The sequence below is a fragment of the Rudaea sp. 3F27F6 genome, from assembly GCF_005503555.1.
In the GTDB taxonomy this organism is placed as follows: domain Bacteria; phylum Pseudomonadota; class Gammaproteobacteria; order Xanthomonadales; family Rhodanobacteraceae; genus Rudaea.
Genome location: NZ_SCNG01000005.1, coordinates 177,192 through 192,355 on the forward strand (window position 1 = coordinate 177,192; position 15,164 = coordinate 192,355).

General features: G+C 58.6%; 24 protein-coding genes. 22 read left to right on the top strand and 2 right to left on the bottom strand.

Annotation, left to right across the window (positions count from 1 at the left end):
- Positions 1–2 precede the first annotated feature (2 nt).
- The 6 genes from FFS30_RS18440 to FFS30_RS18460 all read left to right on the top strand — a co-directional run bounded on the left by FFS30_RS18440 (position 3) and on the right by FFS30_RS18460 (position 3,616).
- Positions 3–860, top strand: coding sequence for a hypothetical protein (locus tag FFS30_RS18440; RefSeq protein WP_137914662.1), 858 nt, complete (start codon positions 3–5; stop codon positions 858–860).
- On the top strand, positions 857–2,224 hold the full coding sequence (locus FFS30_RS18445) for a replicative DNA helicase (RefSeq protein WP_137914663.1): 1,368 nt from the start codon (positions 857–859) through the stop codon (positions 2,222–2,224). The genes FFS30_RS18440 and FFS30_RS18445 overlap by 4 nt, the downstream gene beginning before the upstream one ends.
- Positions 2,217–2,390: a hypothetical protein gene (locus tag FFS30_RS23935; protein WP_171014724.1), complete on the top strand. Its 174-nt coding sequence runs from the start codon at positions 2,217–2,219 to the stop codon at positions 2,388–2,390. Before FFS30_RS18445 ends, FFS30_RS23935 begins: the two co-directional genes overlap by 8 nt.
- Positions 2,387–2,776 (top strand): hypothetical protein, encoded by a 390-nt coding sequence (locus FFS30_RS18450; RefSeq protein WP_137914664.1) that lies wholly within the window; start codon positions 2,387–2,389, stop codon positions 2,774–2,776. Before FFS30_RS23935 ends, FFS30_RS18450 begins: the two co-directional genes overlap by 4 nt.
- A complete protein-coding gene (locus FFS30_RS18455; protein ID WP_137914665.1) occupies positions 2,773–3,171 on the top strand; it encodes a recombination protein NinB in 399 nt (132 codons plus the stop codon). Before FFS30_RS18450 ends, FFS30_RS18455 begins: the two co-directional genes overlap by 4 nt.
- 172 nt (positions 3,172–3,343) lie before the next feature.
- Positions 3,344–3,616: a hypothetical protein gene (locus FFS30_RS18460; RefSeq protein ID WP_137914666.1), complete on the top strand. Its 273-nt coding sequence runs from the start codon at positions 3,344–3,346 to the stop codon at positions 3,614–3,616.
- A gap of 26 nt (positions 3,617–3,642) precedes the next feature.
- Here the strand turns inward: FFS30_RS18460 and FFS30_RS18465 are convergent, their stop codons facing one another.
- Positions 3,643–4,032 carry a hypothetical protein gene (locus tag FFS30_RS18465; RefSeq protein WP_137914667.1) on the bottom strand — a complete coding sequence of 130 codons (390 nt, stop codon included), beginning with the start codon at positions 4,030–4,032 and terminating at the stop codon, positions 3,643–3,645.
- 354 nt (positions 4,033–4,386) lie between these two features.
- Here FFS30_RS18465 and FFS30_RS18470 point away from each other — a divergent pair, with 354 nt between their 5' ends.
- The 14 genes from FFS30_RS18470 to FFS30_RS24450 all read left to right on the top strand — a co-directional run bounded on the left by FFS30_RS18470 (position 4,387) and on the right by FFS30_RS24450 (position 13,943).
- On the top strand, positions 4,387–4,815 hold the full coding sequence (locus FFS30_RS18470; RefSeq protein WP_137914668.1) for a hypothetical protein: 429 nt from the start codon (positions 4,387–4,389) through the stop codon (positions 4,813–4,815).
- Between the two features lie 93 nt (positions 4,816–4,908).
- On the top strand, positions 4,909–5,208 hold the full coding sequence (locus FFS30_RS18475) for a hypothetical protein (protein WP_137914669.1): 300 nt from the start codon (positions 4,909–4,911) through the stop codon (positions 5,206–5,208).
- Between the two features lie 106 nt (positions 5,209–5,314).
- Positions 5,315–5,866 carry an NYN domain-containing protein gene (locus FFS30_RS18480; protein ID WP_137914670.1) on the top strand — a complete coding sequence of 184 codons (552 nt, stop codon included), beginning with the start codon at positions 5,315–5,317 and terminating at the stop codon, positions 5,864–5,866.
- A 196-nt stretch (positions 5,867–6,062) separates the two neighbouring features.
- Positions 6,063–6,509 carry a GIY-YIG nuclease family protein gene (locus tag FFS30_RS18485; protein ID WP_171014725.1) on the top strand — a complete coding sequence of 149 codons (447 nt, stop codon included), beginning with the start codon at positions 6,063–6,065 and terminating at the stop codon, positions 6,507–6,509.
- Positions 6,510–6,812: 303 nt separating this feature from the next.
- Positions 6,813–7,172: a hypothetical protein gene (locus FFS30_RS18490; protein ID WP_137914672.1), complete on the top strand. Its 360-nt coding sequence runs from the start codon at positions 6,813–6,815 to the stop codon at positions 7,170–7,172.
- Between the two features lie 3 nt (positions 7,173–7,175).
- Positions 7,176–7,670: a hypothetical protein gene (locus tag FFS30_RS18495; protein WP_212742517.1), complete on the top strand. Its 495-nt coding sequence runs from the start codon at positions 7,176–7,178 to the stop codon at positions 7,668–7,670.
- Positions 7,663–8,001, top strand: a complete 339-nt coding sequence (locus FFS30_RS18500) for a hypothetical protein (RefSeq protein WP_137914673.1) — start codon at positions 7,663–7,665, stop codon at positions 7,999–8,001. The genes FFS30_RS18495 and FFS30_RS18500 overlap by 8 nt, the downstream gene beginning before the upstream one ends.
- Complete coding sequence (locus FFS30_RS18505; RefSeq protein ID WP_137914674.1) at positions 7,998–8,303, top strand: hypothetical protein; 306 nt, start codon at positions 7,998–8,000, stop codon at positions 8,301–8,303. The genes FFS30_RS18500 and FFS30_RS18505 overlap by 4 nt, the downstream gene beginning before the upstream one ends.
- Positions 8,303–8,638, top strand: coding sequence for a hypothetical protein (locus FFS30_RS18510; RefSeq protein WP_137914675.1), 336 nt, complete (start codon positions 8,303–8,305; stop codon positions 8,636–8,638). The genes FFS30_RS18505 and FFS30_RS18510 overlap by 1 nt, the downstream gene beginning before the upstream one ends.
- Positions 8,639–8,987: 349 nt before the next feature.
- Positions 8,988–9,518, top strand: a complete 531-nt coding sequence (locus FFS30_RS24290) for a hypothetical protein (RefSeq protein WP_249352546.1) — start codon at positions 8,988–8,990, stop codon at positions 9,516–9,518.
- Positions 9,451–11,397 carry a terminase gpA endonuclease subunit gene (locus FFS30_RS18515; protein WP_249352557.1) on the top strand — a complete coding sequence of 649 codons (1,947 nt, stop codon included), beginning with the start codon at positions 9,451–9,453 and terminating at the stop codon, positions 11,395–11,397. The genes FFS30_RS24290 and FFS30_RS18515 overlap by 68 nt, the downstream gene beginning before the upstream one ends.
- 37 nt (positions 11,398–11,434) lie before the next feature.
- Positions 11,435–11,653, top strand: a complete 219-nt coding sequence (locus FFS30_RS18520) for a hypothetical protein (protein ID WP_137914677.1) — start codon at positions 11,435–11,437, stop codon at positions 11,651–11,653.
- Entirely contained in the window at positions 11,650–13,386 is a 1,737-nt protein-coding gene (locus tag FFS30_RS18525; protein ID WP_137914678.1) for a phage portal protein, read from the top strand. Before FFS30_RS18520 ends, FFS30_RS18525 begins: the two co-directional genes overlap by 4 nt.
- Positions 13,383–13,943, top strand: a complete 561-nt coding sequence (locus FFS30_RS24450; RefSeq protein ID WP_137914679.1) for a S49 family peptidase — start codon at positions 13,383–13,385, stop codon at positions 13,941–13,943. Before FFS30_RS18525 ends, FFS30_RS24450 begins: the two co-directional genes overlap by 4 nt.
- Here the strand turns inward: FFS30_RS24450 and FFS30_RS24455 are convergent.
- Positions 13,919–14,209, bottom strand: coding sequence for a hypothetical protein (locus FFS30_RS24455; RefSeq protein WP_171014701.1), 291 nt, complete (start codon positions 14,207–14,209; stop codon positions 13,919–13,921). The genes FFS30_RS24450 and FFS30_RS24455 overlap by 25 nt on opposite strands.
- A 14-nt stretch (positions 14,210–14,223) precedes the next feature.
- On the opposite strand from FFS30_RS24455, the gene FFS30_RS18540 reads away from it, so the two are divergent.
- A complete protein-coding gene (locus FFS30_RS18540; protein WP_137914681.1) occupies positions 14,224–14,679 on the top strand; it encodes a hypothetical protein in 456 nt (151 codons plus the stop codon).
- Between the two features lie 53 nt (positions 14,680–14,732).
- Complete coding sequence (locus FFS30_RS18545) at positions 14,733–15,107, top strand: head decoration protein (RefSeq protein WP_137914682.1); 375 nt, start codon at positions 14,733–14,735, stop codon at positions 15,105–15,107.
- Positions 15,108–15,164: the final 57 nt, after the last annotated feature.

Sequence of the window (15,164 nt, forward strand, 5' to 3'; positions counted from 1 at the left end):
GAATGAGTTCCGACGCGCGCATTGCTACTTCGCTTCCATCTCACCCTAAGACCAAGAAGCTCCGAAAGAGACTTGGCGGAGAGGGCTGTTGGGCGTTGATCTGTCTATTCCTCTTCGTGGCCGAAAATCGACCGAGCGGTGATCTCTCCGGCATGACAGTGGAGGATATCGAGCTTGCGGCGAATTGGGGCGGCGACGATGGCGCGCTCGTCGCCGCATTACTCGATGTTCGCTTTCTCGACGGCGCAGATGGGCACTATTCGGTCCATGATTGGTCAGAACACAATCCCTGGGCTGCAGGCTCTACAGATCGCAGCGAGTCATCGAAATGGGCTGCGCTTTGCAAGCGCTATGGCCGCGATGGCGCTGCGGAACGCATGCCGGAGTATGCGACCCGCATGCGACCCGCACCCGAACCGCATGCGCCACGCACAAATCCGCAATGCGATCCGGATGCCCCGCTTCCGTCTCCGTCTCCGTCTCCGATTCCAAAAGAAGGGGAAAGCGCGGCTGACGCCGCCCCTCCGACTGCAAAACCCGCAAGCAAAGTGGCGTTTCGTGTCTGGCTGCGCTCGCTGCCAGAGGGCTCAATGGCGATTCCTGAGGATCACGCCGTCTTCGCCTACGCGGAGCGAGTGGGAATTCCTGCGGAGTTCCTGAAACTGGCATGGGATTGGTTTCAACGACGGTATTCGCAAAGCGAGAAAAAATACTCTGCGAGAGGCTGGCCAAAAATTTTCCAGGACTCGGTAGAGGGCAATTGGGCGAAGGCTTGGTGGGTGGATCCGGGCGGTGAGTACAAGCTCACCACAGTAGGACTGCAACTGCAGCGCGCAATGGCGCCGGATGCCGCAGCATGAAGCCTCGCGAAAACAACTTTGCCATAGCGGAGCAGAACGTTCTTGGCGGCTGCATGCTTGACGCCAAGGCGTTCTGGTCAATCGCGGACGTAGTGACGGAGCGCGACTTTTCCAGTCGCCGACATTCGGTCATTTTCGGCGCGATAAGCGAACTTGTTCGAGAGGGTAGCTCCGCAGACTCAATCACCCTTGCCGAATGGTTCGAGTCGCACAAGATTTCCGATCTTGTGGGTGGTGTGAGCTATGTCATTGATCTGGCAAACACTACGGCGAGCACAGCAAACATTCGGGCATGGGCGGAGATCGTCCGGGACCACGCGATCGGCCGTCGCGTTCGAGAGGCGGGCACAAAGATCGCCTCACTAACTGGTCCGGACTCGCTTGCAGAGGCTCAGGCAGTCCTCGGCTCGGTTGTCGGTGGGTCAGCGGCGCCGACCAAGGACGCGAAGGCCGCTATGCGCGGTGTGTTGCGGGTGATGCAAGCGCAGACCGACCGTGATTCCGATCTGCTCGGCGTGTCCACCGGCTTCCCGATGCTCGATGAAATGACCGCGGGATTCCAGGTGGGTGAGCTGGTCTTGGTGGCAGGGCGCCCCAGTATGGGAAAGAGCCTGCTGGCGATGCAGTTCGCGCATACGGCAGCGGCAGCGGGCGTTCCTGCACACGTCGTCACCTTAGAAATGCAGACCGCGGCTTGCGTCACTCGCATGATCTCGGCGCGTTCGGAGGTGCCCTTTGACATCGTGCGGGACGCAAAAAAAATTGAAGATCACCACTGGCCTCGAATTGTATCGGCAGGCGACGACATAGGCGCTTTACCCCTGTACTTCGACGATGACGTCTACGACTTGGCTAGCGCATTAGCGCGAATTCGTCAGGCAAACATGCAGCACGGGACTAGGCTCGTCGTGTTGGACTACGTGCAGCACATGCGGCTGCCCGAAGCCCAAACGATGGCCCTCGCGGTGCAAGAGGTAACGCGAGAACTGAAGGCGACGGCCAAAGCGCTCGGAATAACGATCGTCCTTGTCTCGCAGCTCAACCGCTCGCTTGAGCAGCGCGCGGACAAACGTCCGATGATGAGTGACCTGCGCGAGTCGGGCGCGATTGAACAGGACGCCGACGTGATCCTGTTCATCTACCGCGATGAGTACTACAACACCGAATCGCCCCATGCTGGCTTCGCCGAAGCACTGATCAGGAAGCAGCGCAACGGTCGAACGGGAATGGTCCCGTTGCGCACTCGCTTCGATATCCAGCGCTTTGACGCAGCGCCGGGTGGATTGCCACAAATCGCTCCAAGCGCTCCTGCGCGCCGATATCGCGGATTCGGTGGCAACTCAGGAAGAGCGATCAATGATTGACTCTCTACGCGAACTGGCTGAGCACCAGATGCGAAAGAACATCGCGACTCGAGCCGAGAATCGGGCGTGGGTAAAAGAGCATATTCCAGAACTTGCGCTGCTGTTCGATGGCCTTGCGGAAGCCTGCATGGAGCCCCGTATGGTGGTTTTGGAAAGATTCGCATGATTCGAATCACCATCCCTGAGGCACTACCCGGGCAGAACGTTCTACTCCGCATGCACTGGGGAAAGCGCACTCGTCTCCGCAAGCGGGTGGCATGGCTCGTCAAAGCTGCGTTGTTGGAGCACGGCAGTGGATATCAGGTTGGCGCGCCACCCATTCAGCGCTGCCGCATCACGATCACGCGCCGTTGTCGGCGACGGCTCGATGACGACAACGCGGCGAGTAGTGCCAAAGCGGTGCTTGACGTTCTGCAGCCGCTATCAAAAACGCATCCTGACGGCCTGGGCGTCATTCAGGAGGACTCGCGGTGCTGCATCGTGGCGCCGCTTGAGGTACGTCAGGAGCCCGGTAAGGGAGAAACCTTGGTGGAGATCGAGGAATTGCCGTGACAGCTGAGCGCACCGATTGGCAGGAAACCGGGCGTGATCGTATGACTCGCGATCAGCAGAAATTGCTCAACGCGGCCTGTGGCGATTTGGCCGAGGCAATTCGATTTTGGCACGGTGCCCGATTTGACAAAGATGACTTCCGGCATCTGATCGCAGCGTGCGTGTTGGGTGAGCGAATTGTCCCTGGAGTTAACACGGGCCACGGTAATCCCGGTCTGATCCGCATGTCCCGTAGCAGTTTGGAATTCACGAGATCGCAGGCGACCGAGGCCATCAGGATGGCATTCGACATTGGAGATAACCCGGGGGATCAAGGACTATCGAGTAAGCCGGTACGGTGGGGAGCAACCGTATGCCTTGCCCGTTTCGTGGCGGATGAGCGTGACGCTGCGTGAGATCGAAGAATAGCCGACCGCTGACCGACGACGAGGCCGAGTGGCTTGCGGATGTGAAGAGCGTCGCCTGCGCTTTTTGCGACGCACCACCGCCGGTAGAGGCCCACCATCCGAAGCAAGGGCTCCATTTCGGCACGGTGGCGGCCTGCCATCAATGCCACGAAGCGAGAGTTTGGCGTATCGGCAGAATGACGGAACAGGAAGCAGCGAACGAAACGACGCGACGTGTGGTGCGGCTCCGGGCCGGGAAACCGGCATCGGTAGCACTGATGTCAACAGACCAGAAAGCGAGATCGAACCGCTTGTCGTCGGACAAGATTATTCCAAGGGGTGCGGCGTGATATCGCGTCACTACGTGAAAGCATACAAATTCGATGGCGAAGAGCTGGATGCGTTGGACGCGCCCGGCTGCTGGATCGAACTGAGCCTGTTGGATACGCAATGATGATGGTGGCTCGCCAGTGGCACCAACTACTTGCTCGCTTCGGTCTTCACATGGGCGCACGCCGTGGACTGCGAGTGAGCGAAGTCAATTATGTTTGCAGTGAAGTGCATGATGAAGACAACCAAAGAGAAAGCACAGCCCATGATGATGCACCAGGTGGTCGGAGCCCAGGTCGCAGCGCGGGAGTTTCGCATTTCAGCATATACGGCCTCGGCAAAAAGCCAGAATACGATCATGCCGATCACGAACGAGATCCAGTAAAGCGTCCAGAACATGCGATCGGTAGAGGCTTCATTGAAGATGTGGCCCTTCCCGTACAGAACGTATCCGGCTATGTACAGGAACGAGATACAGAGACCGAGATTCTTGATCAGGTCGACAAATTCCTTCGCAATTCTGCGCCAGAACTCTCGCATACGATTTCCCCGTCGTTGTCGTCGCGCACAAGGTGCGCGTTGGCAATCTCACGGATCGCGACGAAGGCTGAAGGTTCCATTGAATGCCGAGCGCACAGCGCGGCGCCGTTAGCACTTAGAGGTGAAGTGTGACGGTCTACACCAAACCGGAGCGCTTCGTGGAGCGCGGCCAGCGCAGGCGCATCGTTGCAGAGATAAATCAGCGTGGCGGTTGTGCCTGCTGCCTGAACCGCGACAAGTCGGCGGATGCGTGGGGTAGGTCGTTCTGCACCGGCAAGTCGCGCTGCTTTCCACTTTGTCTGCATACGCCTGGAATCAGATTTGAGCTGGACGAAACTACGTTGGGAGAATCGAGTGATCAATGAAGCGCAGTTAGATGTCCGGCTGGAACAGTGGGCGAAGGAGTACGGGCAGGGCGGCGACATGCCGCAGACTCGGACCCGGAACTGCCTACAGTCCCTGATCGACCATAGGGGTTTCGTGCCATCTGCGCGCGGCTATTCCGGCACGCCGATCGGCACCGCGGCCGATGAGGTCGAGCAGGCGATCTGCACGCTCGCTCAGATGCGCGGCACGCCGGGCACAGTCAGTCTTCCGTTCCGGGCTGCCATGTGCTTGCGCGCCTACTATCTGTCGCCTAAGCATTGGCCCGAGAATGAACGGCTGCGCACATTGGCCAAGGTCGGCATTCCTATGAGCCGGCAGACGTACTATCGGGCGGTGCAGTACGGACGAGCCTTCCTGCTCGGTGCGCTCGTCACCGTGAGGGCGGAGTCTGCGTGAATACATAGCCAAGATGCCCGGGGTGAGGCGTATGATGTATAAGCGAACATCAATTCCCATCTATTGATGGTCCGGCGCCCCTCTGGAGATTTTATGAAATTGGAACAGGAACAAGAATGCCCTCTTTGCAGCAGCCCAGCGAGCTTCTACTGGGTTGATTACAGCAATAGAAAGTTCTTTAAATGCCCAAAATGTACCTATTATCAAATATCTAAGGCAGCGGAAAAACGCATTATTGATTCACCGCAACAATGGCGTGACGAATATTCAAAGCACGCCTCTTCTGCGCCCGAAGGGTTTCGTCTCGTAATTATCGTACCAAGCATTCCGCCTGGCGCTGGTACACAAGTTGCTCTATCAGGCGACTATGTGGCAATCGATGATCTTCCTTAGCCATCCGCTCAAGCTGAGCGCTGTGATTGGTTGCGGTATGCTGATGTTTCCAGGGACAGCCGCCGTTTAGTTCGAACTTTTTGGCACAAAAAAGGGGACTCTTCAAGTGAACTTCACCTATGTTGATAATTCAAATGTGTATGCTGAGGGCTGCCGAGCATCAGCTGTGGCAAAGAAAATGCCCGGTGCGGAATCGTACATTGAGGCCATGAGGAACAATGTGGTTGATCGTTCGTGGAACGTTGATTATGGGCATCTTCATGAGTTTGCATGTGGTGACAAGGCGGAAATTGGCTGCGCGAAGCTATGGGGTTCTCCGCCGCCCAGTGACTCCTTCTGGAAGATGGTTGAAAGAAAGGGTTTTGAAGTAAAGACTTACGACAAAAATTTCGCCGGGAAGGAAAAGAAAGTGGATGTTGCGATTGCGCATCAAATTACGAAAGATGCCTATACCGGCAAGATCAAGAAAGGCACGGACGAAATCACGCTGGTTGCAGGAGATAAAGACTTCTGCCCGGTCGTAGAAGACCTCGTAGAAAATGGCTTTACTGTGCACGTCGTTTTCTGGGACAACGCAGCGCCAGAGCTGAGGGCCGCGTGTAGTAAGTTCACAAGCCTCAATCCGTTCTTGAGCTATGTCGGCAACGCGAGTGCTTAACTATTCGTACAAGCGGACAGGAATTGTATGGAGGTCACGGTAGATCAAAGCGTTGTCGATCAGGTTGGCACGTCGCATCGAACAATGGATGTCAACAGCGATGCAACTGGCGCGCAAACGGTACTTGCCGAAGCTGATGCCTATGAAAATGCTTGCGTAGCTACACGATCGGAAATAGTGTACGAGGATGGGCATAGTGACGGTTCTCGACCGCGACTCGAATGGGGAAATGCTCCGCGGCCATTTCGTCTATCTCGGTTTCGCTGAGGAGTCAGGTGGCGCGATTCACGTGAAGGTCGGGCGATCATCTGACCCATACCGACGGTTTTTGGCGCTATCGCATGCAAGCCCGATCGAGATCAAGCTGTTTCGGTGCGTGCGCCTCCCGTATCTCGAAAGCTCGAAGATCGCGGAGAAACTGATACATCGCGGCTTGGCGGAATTCCGTTCGAACGGTGAATGGTATCGGTTCGATGCAAGAATTCCTGAGCACAAGCAAACTCTGCATCGCGTCTGCAGGGGCGTTCTGGATAAAGTCGCCTCGAGCGGATGGCATTGGGATACAGTGCACATGAAGGCGTTGCGCGCTTTGGCTCGACAAAACCAGGCGATTGGACGCCAGATCAGTTTGAAGGCTGCATAGCAGTCGTGACAAATGAAGTTTCAAGCCCGGGCCAGTCCCGGGCTTTTGCGTTTTCAAGCCCCGTAAAAAACCGAACGAATCCGGCGCTCCCCGGACATCGGCTGACTGGCTAAGCCGGTCGCGGGGCCACCTTTTCTGCGGCAGTTAGAGCAAGAAGCCGTTCCCGTCGTGAGACGCCACCGGTTCGCCTATTCGGATCTTCATCGCTACCCATTCACTGCCGCAGGACCTTTTTGGGAGATTCCCATGTGCCGATTCTTCGGCCGCTTGTTCCGTTCACCGTTTTCAATTCTGGAGACCATCATGTCAAAGCTCGACAACGTTGAAACCATTGTTTCTCAGCTTTCCACCGATCTTGGCGAACTCACTACGGCCGTATCTGGCATCGGAACGGATGTCCAGGCCGCGCTCGACAAGCTGTCGACTTTGAATGCCAGCGTCGTCACCGATGCGGATCTGGCGACTCTCGCGAATCAACTTGGCGCGATCGATCAGGGCGTGAAGTCGGCTACTGCCGGCCTGAACGCTTCAAAGATTGCAATCGACACCGCTCTGAATCCCACACCGGCACCTTCGCTGGCCGAACCGCCTGCGCCGGAATCGCACGAAGACGCGGCCGCTGTCGGTGCTGCGGGTGGCTCCGAGGCCAAGCCGGAAGGCTAAGCTGTGCTCAATCTTCCTGTCACGCCAGCGGATTGTCTGGCGCAGGCAATTGTGCCTGCGCTGGACTTGCTGCCGGGAAAAATGGATTCGCAAGAAGCGCGCGTCCAACTACTGGCAACAGCGTGGCAGGAGACAAAGCTACGGACGAGGCATCAATACGGCAATGGACCTGCGCGCGGCCTCACGCAGTACGAGCGAGGTGGCTTGCAGTGTGTTCTCAGTAATCCGCTGACGCACGTCCTCGCACTCCAGCTTTGCGAAGCACGGGGCGTTGCTCCAACTGCGTTCGACGTTTGGAACGCGCTCGAATTCGATGATGTTCTCGGCTTCGGAATGTGCCGATTGACCTGCTGGGCCGATTCAAAGCCGCTGCCGGCGCTCGGCGATGCAAACGCTGCTTGGGCGTTCTATCTAAGCGCTCAGAATCCGGGCGTCCCGCGACCAAAAGACTGGCCTGACAGCTACCGCATCGCACTTGAGGCCGTAGAACATGGGTGAGCCTGTATCGAGCACGCTGGGGATCAAGCTGGGAACTGCGGTATTCGGCTTTGCTGGCGGCATTGTCTCCCTGGCGTTTGTGAAGGACTTATCGCGCACTCAAGCAATTCTCGCGGTGTTTGTGGGACTAATCACGGCGATTGCCATTACGCCGATGATTGCAGAATGGACCGGTTTGAAATCAGCCGGTGTCGAGAACGGCGTCGCTTTTGTCATCGGGCTGTGCGCGATGTCGGCTCTGCCGGCAGCAAAGAACGCAGTGAGGAACCGCATCGGTAACCTCGGCGGAACTGCATCCCAACCCAATCAGGGGGACGGAGGTGCGCAATGATCCACATCTCGATGCTCGATCTCGTCGATGTCATCGCTTTGATTTCGATCACTCTGTTGATCGGTGATGAACTTCGCGTCATGGACGGTCGTCGACAACCATTGCTCGCGATAGCGTTTGCGATGGTGGCAATAGGTTCGTTTGTAGGTATTTGGTTCGACATTGGACCAGGTGAGCCGAAATGGTGGGACGTCATTATCGATGTCGGTCTTGCTGTGTACTTGGTGCTGCTGCGCCGACTTGATACGGCGAGACAGCTTCGCCGTCTTCACTTACAGCGCAACACGAGGTCACTGCACTGATGCTTGAGAAGATCGCTGCACTGTCCGCGTGGGCAGGAGAACTGCCGCTCAAGATCTGGCTGCTCGCTGCGGCAGCACTGTTCGTAGTGCTCTCGCTGGTCACGTTTGCATGGCACGAGCGCGAGCTCGGCGAGCAGAAGTGCGAGGCGCGCGTGAATGCCGCGACCACCGCAACGGAAGCGCAGGTCAGGCAGGAAACACTGGCACTCGCTCCATACCTCGACAAATTCAACGCGCTAGACGAAGCGCTCAAAAACAATGCGCCTCCAATCCAGACTGACTTTACTTGCGCTACTGCTGATCCTGCCGTCGTGCTCCGCGCTAACGCGCGCTAAGCCCGTCGAGTTCCGTTGCCCGCAGCAGTGTCGCGACAAATGCCCAGACGCGCAGGAGTGGAACGGCCGTAAGGATGACGACTATCTCGTCTGGCTACAGCAGACGCACATCAAGCAAGGTGAAGCCTGTGACGCACGGCGACAACTATGCGCACGATGTCTGGATGCGTTAGAGCGAGCAGGAGTGATCAAGCAGTGAGCGGTTCGCATTTCGGTCACGCCATTCAGGTTGTTGAGGTTGTTCAGTTTTCGGACGGGTCCTTTCCGCCAACCGGAACCCCAGCGGGAACGCAGAGCCGCAATTTGTGTGAATAGACGGTTCGAATTCGTTTCCCTTTCTTAACAATTCATGCCAATCGTCAATCGCCGTGAGTTCGCTGAGCTCGTGGGCTACAGCCCGCGTCAGGTCGCGGACTACCTTGATCGCGGCATGCCATGCGAGCGCAGCGGAAAGAAAGGGGAGGCCGTCGAGATCGATACGGCGAAAGCGATTCGCTGGATGATCGAGAACGTCCGCTTCGGCAGGCCCGTCTCGGATGATCGCGAGCGCTTGGCCGCAGCGCAGGCCGATAAGGCCGAATTCGAAAACGCCGTTCGTCGTGGCGAGTTCGTCTCGATCTCGATGCACGGCGAATTGTTGCGAAGGCTGGCTGGTGAGGTTGCAGGGCAGATGGCGGGGTTCCCCGGCCGCGTTGCGCCAACCGTCGCGAACATGAAGGACCCCGCGCTCGTACGCGCAAAGCTCATCGATGAATGCAATGACGTCCGCGACGCTGTCGCCGGAGTTCTCGGGATCATCGCCGCGCAGTTCGATGGCGCTGGCGATCGAGTACCGGGCAGCTCAGGCGATAGCGAAAGCGCCGCCGAAGACAACACCTGATACGTGGGCTGATGCGAACCGGCGCCTACCTAAGGGAAGCGCTGAGCCCGGCAAGTGGAAGTCATCGAAGACCCCGTGGACGATCGCGATCTGTCGGGCAGCGGTGAACCCGCGTGCTCGTCGCGTCGTGTTCTGTGAAGGATCGCAGGTCGCCAAGACCGAGACGATGTTCAACATCGCTGGGCACAAGCTCGATACCGATCCGGCGCCGATGTTGTTCGTCGGTCCAACGAAGTCGAACGTGAGCACGGTAATTGAACCGAGGTTCTCGGAGATGCTGCGGCAAAGCGCTTCGCTGGATGCGAAGACGTTGAAGGGTAGGAAAGCAAAAACACTCGCGAAGCAGATTGCTGGTGTGTTGTTTCGCTTTGCGTGGGCAGGTTCGCCAACTGAATTGGCCTCGCAACCGGCGCATACAGTGCTCCTGGACGAGATCGATCGCATGAAGGCGATTCCGGGCGAAGGCGATGTCGTGTCGATTTCGGAAGCTCGAACGGCAACGTTCATTGATGGGCGCCTTGTCATCGGATCGAGTCCGACCGAAGGCACCGTCGACATCGAGCGCCATCCTGTCACGGGAATCGATCACTGGAAGGTCGCGCCGGGCGATGCGATTGCTTCGGCGATCTGGTCGCTATGGCAGGAAGGGACGCGGTTCGAGTGGGCGATTCCATGTCCACACTGTCATCGCTTCTTCGTGCCGCGGTTCCAATTGCTTCGCTGGCCGGAAGGAAGCACTCCAAGACGCGCGCTACTTGAGGCGCGACTGACATGCCAGCGGTGCGGCGCGGAGATTGAGGACGCCGACAAGTTCGCAATGAATGCGGGCGGTACGTTCCTAGCCTGGGGGCAGGATGTCGTCGGCTACGATCCGGCGCAGGCTGGACGTCCTTGGCATCGGCAGCTTGGCTTCGGCGATGAAAACGGCGAAGTGACCGGCGAAGTCGAGGAATCGGACATCCAGAGTTTCTGGGTATCCGGTCTCTGCTCGCCGTGGGTCTCGTTCGGACAGCGAGCTGCGGCTTGGCTGCGCGCGGTGCGTAGTGGCGATCAGGATCGTGTTCGCGCCGTACTCAATACCGGATTCGGCGAGCTCTACGCGCTGCGTGGCGACGCGCCGGCTTGGGAGGACGTGAGGTTAGGCTGCTCGATCGAATATGCCTATGGCCGTGTACCGCAGGATGCGCAGCTTCTTTTCTGCACGATCGACGTCCAAAAGAATCGCCTCGTTTATGTCGTGCGAGCTTGGGGACCGTCGTTCGAATCGTGGCTCGTTGAGAAGGGTGAGATCTACGGCGAAGGCGATACCGACAAACCTGACGTGTGGGAAAAGCTCGATCAGTTCGTGCTGCGTACGTGGGATGGCATGCCCCTACGGGCTTGCGCGGTCGATTCAGGCTTTCGAACCGATCAGGTGTACTCGTGGTGTCTGAAATATGGCGCAATCGCATATGCGACCAAGGGCCGCGACAAGCCGAGCAAGATCTTCAATAGCAACGAGATCAGCGTCAATGATCGTCACAAGCTGCAGCTTTGGACGATCGACGATAAGCATTTCAAGGGGTGGGTCCAGGCGCGCTTTAGTTGGCGCCCGGATCAGCCCGGAGCGTGGCACACACCGCAAGGCGAGTGGCCTGATCAAGAGGATTACTACCGGCAATTGGTCGCCGAGCAGCAATTGCGATTGCCATCCGGCCGCGTGATGTGGATCGGCGGTCACAAGGCTCACGACTATCTTGATTGCGAGGCCATGCAAGCGTTTCTCGCACATGTACATGGCGTGGCAAATCTGCGTCCAGCAGGCTCGCCAGTGACCACGCAGACTGCGCGCATCGTTAGTAGGCCGACAGTTCGATCCACTGGTGTGCAGGTATTTTGAACAGTAACGACTGCCGTGAGGCAGCCAAATGAGACCCATGGCGACCTATACCGAACGACTGGCGACCGTCCAGGCGGCGATTGACGACATTCTCACGACCGGCGTCAGTGTGCGCCTGAACAACAGGTCGCTAACGAAGGCCAATCTCACCGAACTGATGGCGCTTGAGCAGAGATATAGCTCGCTCGCTGCGATGGAGAATGCGGCGGCTAACGGCGGCGGTCGAGCGCGTGTCACCTACGTGACGCCGCTATGACCAGCGTGATCAATCGCGCGATTGCTCACATCGCGCCCGGCATCGCCGTCAAGCGTGAACTGGAGCGTCTGCGCTTCAAGTCGCTTGAGAATGCGGGCGCTATCGGAGCTACGGCCACTGGGGACGGTGCCAACTTCCGCGAAACGCGTTGGCCTGGCGCGTCGCGAGTCCTGCGAAGCATGGCTTCGTGGTTTGCGGCGCTGGGGAGTGGAACAAGCGATTTGAATCTGAGCGAGCAGCGCACCTTGCGTGCACGCTCTCGCGATGCAATTCGAGCCTTTCCGATCGCCCGTGCGGCAATGACTCGAGCGCGAACAAACATTGTCGGGACGGGACTCATCTGCCGTCCGAGCGTGGATTACGTGACGTTGGGAATCACTGCGGACGAAGCGGAGGCCCTCAACTCGCAACTGCAGGCGTCTTGGGAGCGTTGGGCGGAAGACGCGCTCGAATGCGATGCTGAAGCAACCTTGGACTTCTATGGCCTGCAGAGCCTCGCTGTCTTCTCGGCGATGCTGAGCGGCGACTGCATTGCGCTCACGCCGTGGGTCGAGCGCCAGGGCGGCGTCTCCGGGCTCAAGGTGCAACTGATCGAGGCGGACCGGCTCGAAACACCCGAGCAGCAACCGGACCGCGCCGGGCTGATCAACGGCGTCGCACTCGACGATCTGGGCGCGCCGGTCGGCTACTGGATTCGCAGCAATCACCCGGGCGATGCGCTGATCACACAGCAGCCGCCGACCTGGACTTTCCACCCGGCATTTGGCGAGGAAACCGGGCGCCGGCGTGTGATGCACATCTGGAACGATAAGGAACGGCCGGGGCAGGTCCGCGGCGCACCGTTTCTTGCTCCGATTCTTGAACCGCTTCGGCAACTCTCGAAATGGACTGACAACGAACTGATGGCCGCCGTCATCTCGGCCATGTTCACGGTCTTCATCGAGAAGGGACAGGATGTCCTCGATCCGAACGGTAATGCCCTCAGCGCCTTTGGTGGCGTGCCGGCTGGACCGACGGCGACGGGTCAAGTGGATCAGTCTACGCTCGTGCCGCCCGTTCCGGCGCAGAACGTCGCGCTCGGCAACGGCGCGGTCATTGAATTGGCGAACGGTGACAAGGCGAATTTCGCCAATCCTGCTCGACCCAATGCGCAGTTCGATCCGTTCTTTGTCGCCATGGTCAAGCAGATGGGCGCATCACTCGAAATGCCGAGCGATGAAATTCTGCTGACCTACGCCGGAAGCTATACCGCAGCGCGCGCGGCCATGTTGCAGGCATGGCGGTTCTATACAGGCCGTCGCGCACGCACGGTGCAGCAGTTCTGCGATCCGATTTATGGGTTGCGGTTAGACGAAGAGGTCGCAACGGGGCGCATTCGCTTGCCGGGCTATTCGGACCCGATTCGTCGACGGGCTTATTCACGGTGCGTCTGGATTGGTCCAGCACGCGGCGCGATGGATGAACTCAAGGAAGCACAGGCGGCCGAGAAGCGCATTGCGATCGGTGTCAGCAACGAATCGATCGAATGCGCAGCGATGACAGGTGAGTCTCGCGACGCCGTATACGACCAGCAGGTTCGCGAGATCAATCAGCGCAAGCGCGACCAAACGTGGGAACTGCGTCCGACGGGTGTCGTTCGTTACACCCCAATCGACAATCCAGACGGTACACCGGTCACGCCGAGCGACCCGGCAGAAGCCGATAACCCCGAAGACCCGGAGCAGCAGGAATGATTCGCGCTTTCGATGTGGCATGCGCTCAGCACTGGCTGATCTTGCCCGATGCGCTCGAACGGATCCTCGCGATCTGCGAGCGGGATTTCAGTCACGAGGCCCTGGCGCAATTGCAAGGCAAGCCACTCGACAACACGCGCACCGTTGAGAAACGAGCAAACGGAATTGCTGTGGTGCCGATCGCCGGGCCGATCATGCGGTACTCGAACATCTTCACGGAGATTTCCGGCGCGACGTCGACGCAGGTTCTCGCGACCGACATCCGTACCGCGCTCGACGACCCGACCGTGACGGGAATCGTGCTCAACATCGATTCTCCGGGCGGCGACGCGCGGGGAATCAACGAGATGTCCGACGTCATCCATTCGGCGCGCGGAACAAAGCCGATCGTCGCCTATGCCGGTGGCACGATGGCGAGTACAGCGTATTGGATTGGCTCAGCCGCCGACACGGTCGTTGCAGACGACACAGCTTTGCTGGGATCGATTGGGTCGTCTCGACTATCGAGGATACGAGCGAACGCGATGCCAAGTCAGGACGCCGCACCTATCAGATAGTCAGCACGAACGCGCCGAACAAGCGCCCAGACCCCACTACCGAAGCGGGACGTGCGCAGTTCCAGGCCGTCGTCGACGCCCTGGAAGAAGCCTTCCTTGAGAAGGTTGCGCGCAATCGAGGTGTCGCGGTGGGTTATGTCAAATCGAATTTCGGCAAGGGTGGCGTGCTCGTCGGTAAAGACGCCGTGAACGCTGGAATGGCTGACCGGCTCGGGTCGCTCGAATCGGTCATTTCTCAACTCGCTGCCAAAGCGAAACTGAAACAACGAGGTCTAATTCAATGAGTAACGAATCGATTACCGTCACGAACGATGCGGACTACCGCACGGCGCTCAACGCCGGCTACAAACCCGAGAACATCAAGATTTCCGCCCCCGACAATTCGGCAGCTATCGAGGCTGCTCGAAGAGAGGGTGTTGAATCCGGCAAAGCCGATGGCCTGAGAGAAGGCCGTGAGCTGGGCGCGACGGCGGAGCGCGAACGCGTTAAAGGGATCAACGATCTGCATGTTGCCGGTTTCGAAGCCGAGCGTGATGCAGCCGTTGCGGCCGGCACATCGATTGCGGACTACGCAGTCGTGCAGGCCAAGGCGATCAAGGATCGCGGCATCACAGTTGATGCGATGAAGCGTGATTCCAAAGGTGCTCCGCATGCCGCGCCAGGCGATCCAACAGCGGGAGCGAGTTCGTGGGATCGCATCGTCGACCGCCACAAAGCCAAGGCCAAAGCGGCCTAATTCCATCTTCTCTCGCCGCGAGGCGACGTATTCCCAACTAGACGGAGAAAGCCATGCCTGTTTTGAACGAAACCCTCCACGCCGGCGGCTTCTTGCTGTCCGGAAACTACGATGGCAGCAAGATTTCAGTCGATCAGATCGTCATCGCATCCGGCGCTGGTGTTCTTGCCACTGGCGCCGTGCTCGGCAAGATCACCGCTTCCGGCAAGTTCACTGTCCTTGCTCCGGGCGCGAGCGACGGCAGTCAGATCGCTGCCGGCATCCTGTGGGCGTCTGTCGACGCGACCTCGGCCGATGCGGTCGCCACCGCAGTCACCCGTGACGCCGAAGTCACTGGCGGCGAGTTGACGTGGCCCGGCGGCATCACCGGTCCGCAGAAGACGACTGCCATCGGCCAGCTCGCAGTCAACGCGGTCGTCGTTCGATAGCCCACATTGATCCCAACCCCTGCCAGGCCCGCTTGTCGGGCCTTTCTATTTTCACGC

Excerpts from the sequence above, each read along its gene's own strand:
- FFS30_RS18440 (WP_137914662.1), top strand. The coding sequence starts at position 3 with ATGAGTTCCGACGCGCGCATTGCTACTTCGCTTCCATCTCACCCTAAG.
- FFS30_RS18445 (WP_137914663.1), top strand. The coding sequence starts at position 857 with ATGAAGCCTCGCGAAAACAACTTTGCCATAGCGGAGCAGAACGTTCTT.
- FFS30_RS23935 (WP_171014724.1), top strand. The coding sequence starts at position 2,217 with ATGATTGACTCTCTACGCGAACTGGCTGAGCACCAGATGCGAAAGAAC.
- FFS30_RS18450 (WP_137914664.1), top strand. The coding sequence starts at position 2,387 with ATGATTCGAATCACCATCCCTGAGGCACTACCCGGGCAGAACGTTCTA.
- FFS30_RS18465 (WP_137914667.1), bottom strand. The coding sequence starts at position 4,032 with ATGCGAGAGTTCTGGCGCAGAATTGCGAAGGAATTTGTCGACCTGATC.
- FFS30_RS18475 (WP_137914669.1), top strand. The coding sequence starts at position 4,909 with ATGAAATTGGAACAGGAACAAGAATGCCCTCTTTGCAGCAGCCCAGCG.
- FFS30_RS18490 (WP_137914672.1), top strand. The coding sequence starts at position 6,813 with ATGTCAAAGCTCGACAACGTTGAAACCATTGTTTCTCAGCTTTCCACC.
- FFS30_RS18500 (WP_137914673.1), top strand. The coding sequence starts at position 7,663 with ATGGGTGAGCCTGTATCGAGCACGCTGGGGATCAAGCTGGGAACTGCG.
- FFS30_RS18505 (WP_137914674.1), top strand. The coding sequence starts at position 7,998 with ATGATCCACATCTCGATGCTCGATCTCGTCGATGTCATCGCTTTGATT.
- FFS30_RS18510 (WP_137914675.1), top strand. The coding sequence starts at position 8,303 with ATGCTTGAGAAGATCGCTGCACTGTCCGCGTGGGCAGGAGAACTGCCG.
- FFS30_RS24290 (WP_249352546.1), top strand. The coding sequence starts at position 8,988 with ATGCCAATCGTCAATCGCCGTGAGTTCGCTGAGCTCGTGGGCTACAGC.
- FFS30_RS18515 (WP_249352557.1), top strand. The coding sequence starts at position 9,451 with ATGGCGCTGGCGATCGAGTACCGGGCAGCTCAGGCGATAGCGAAAGCG.
- FFS30_RS18520 (WP_137914677.1), top strand. The coding sequence starts at position 11,435 with ATGGCGACCTATACCGAACGACTGGCGACCGTCCAGGCGGCGATTGAC.
- FFS30_RS18525 (WP_137914678.1), top strand. The coding sequence starts at position 11,650 with ATGACCAGCGTGATCAATCGCGCGATTGCTCACATCGCGCCCGGCATC.
- FFS30_RS24450 (WP_137914679.1), top strand. The coding sequence starts at position 13,383 with ATGATTCGCGCTTTCGATGTGGCATGCGCTCAGCACTGGCTGATCTTG.
- FFS30_RS18540 (WP_137914681.1), top strand. The coding sequence starts at position 14,224 with ATGAGTAACGAATCGATTACCGTCACGAACGATGCGGACTACCGCACG.
- FFS30_RS18545 (WP_137914682.1), top strand. The coding sequence starts at position 14,733 with ATGCCTGTTTTGAACGAAACCCTCCACGCCGGCGGCTTCTTGCTGTCC.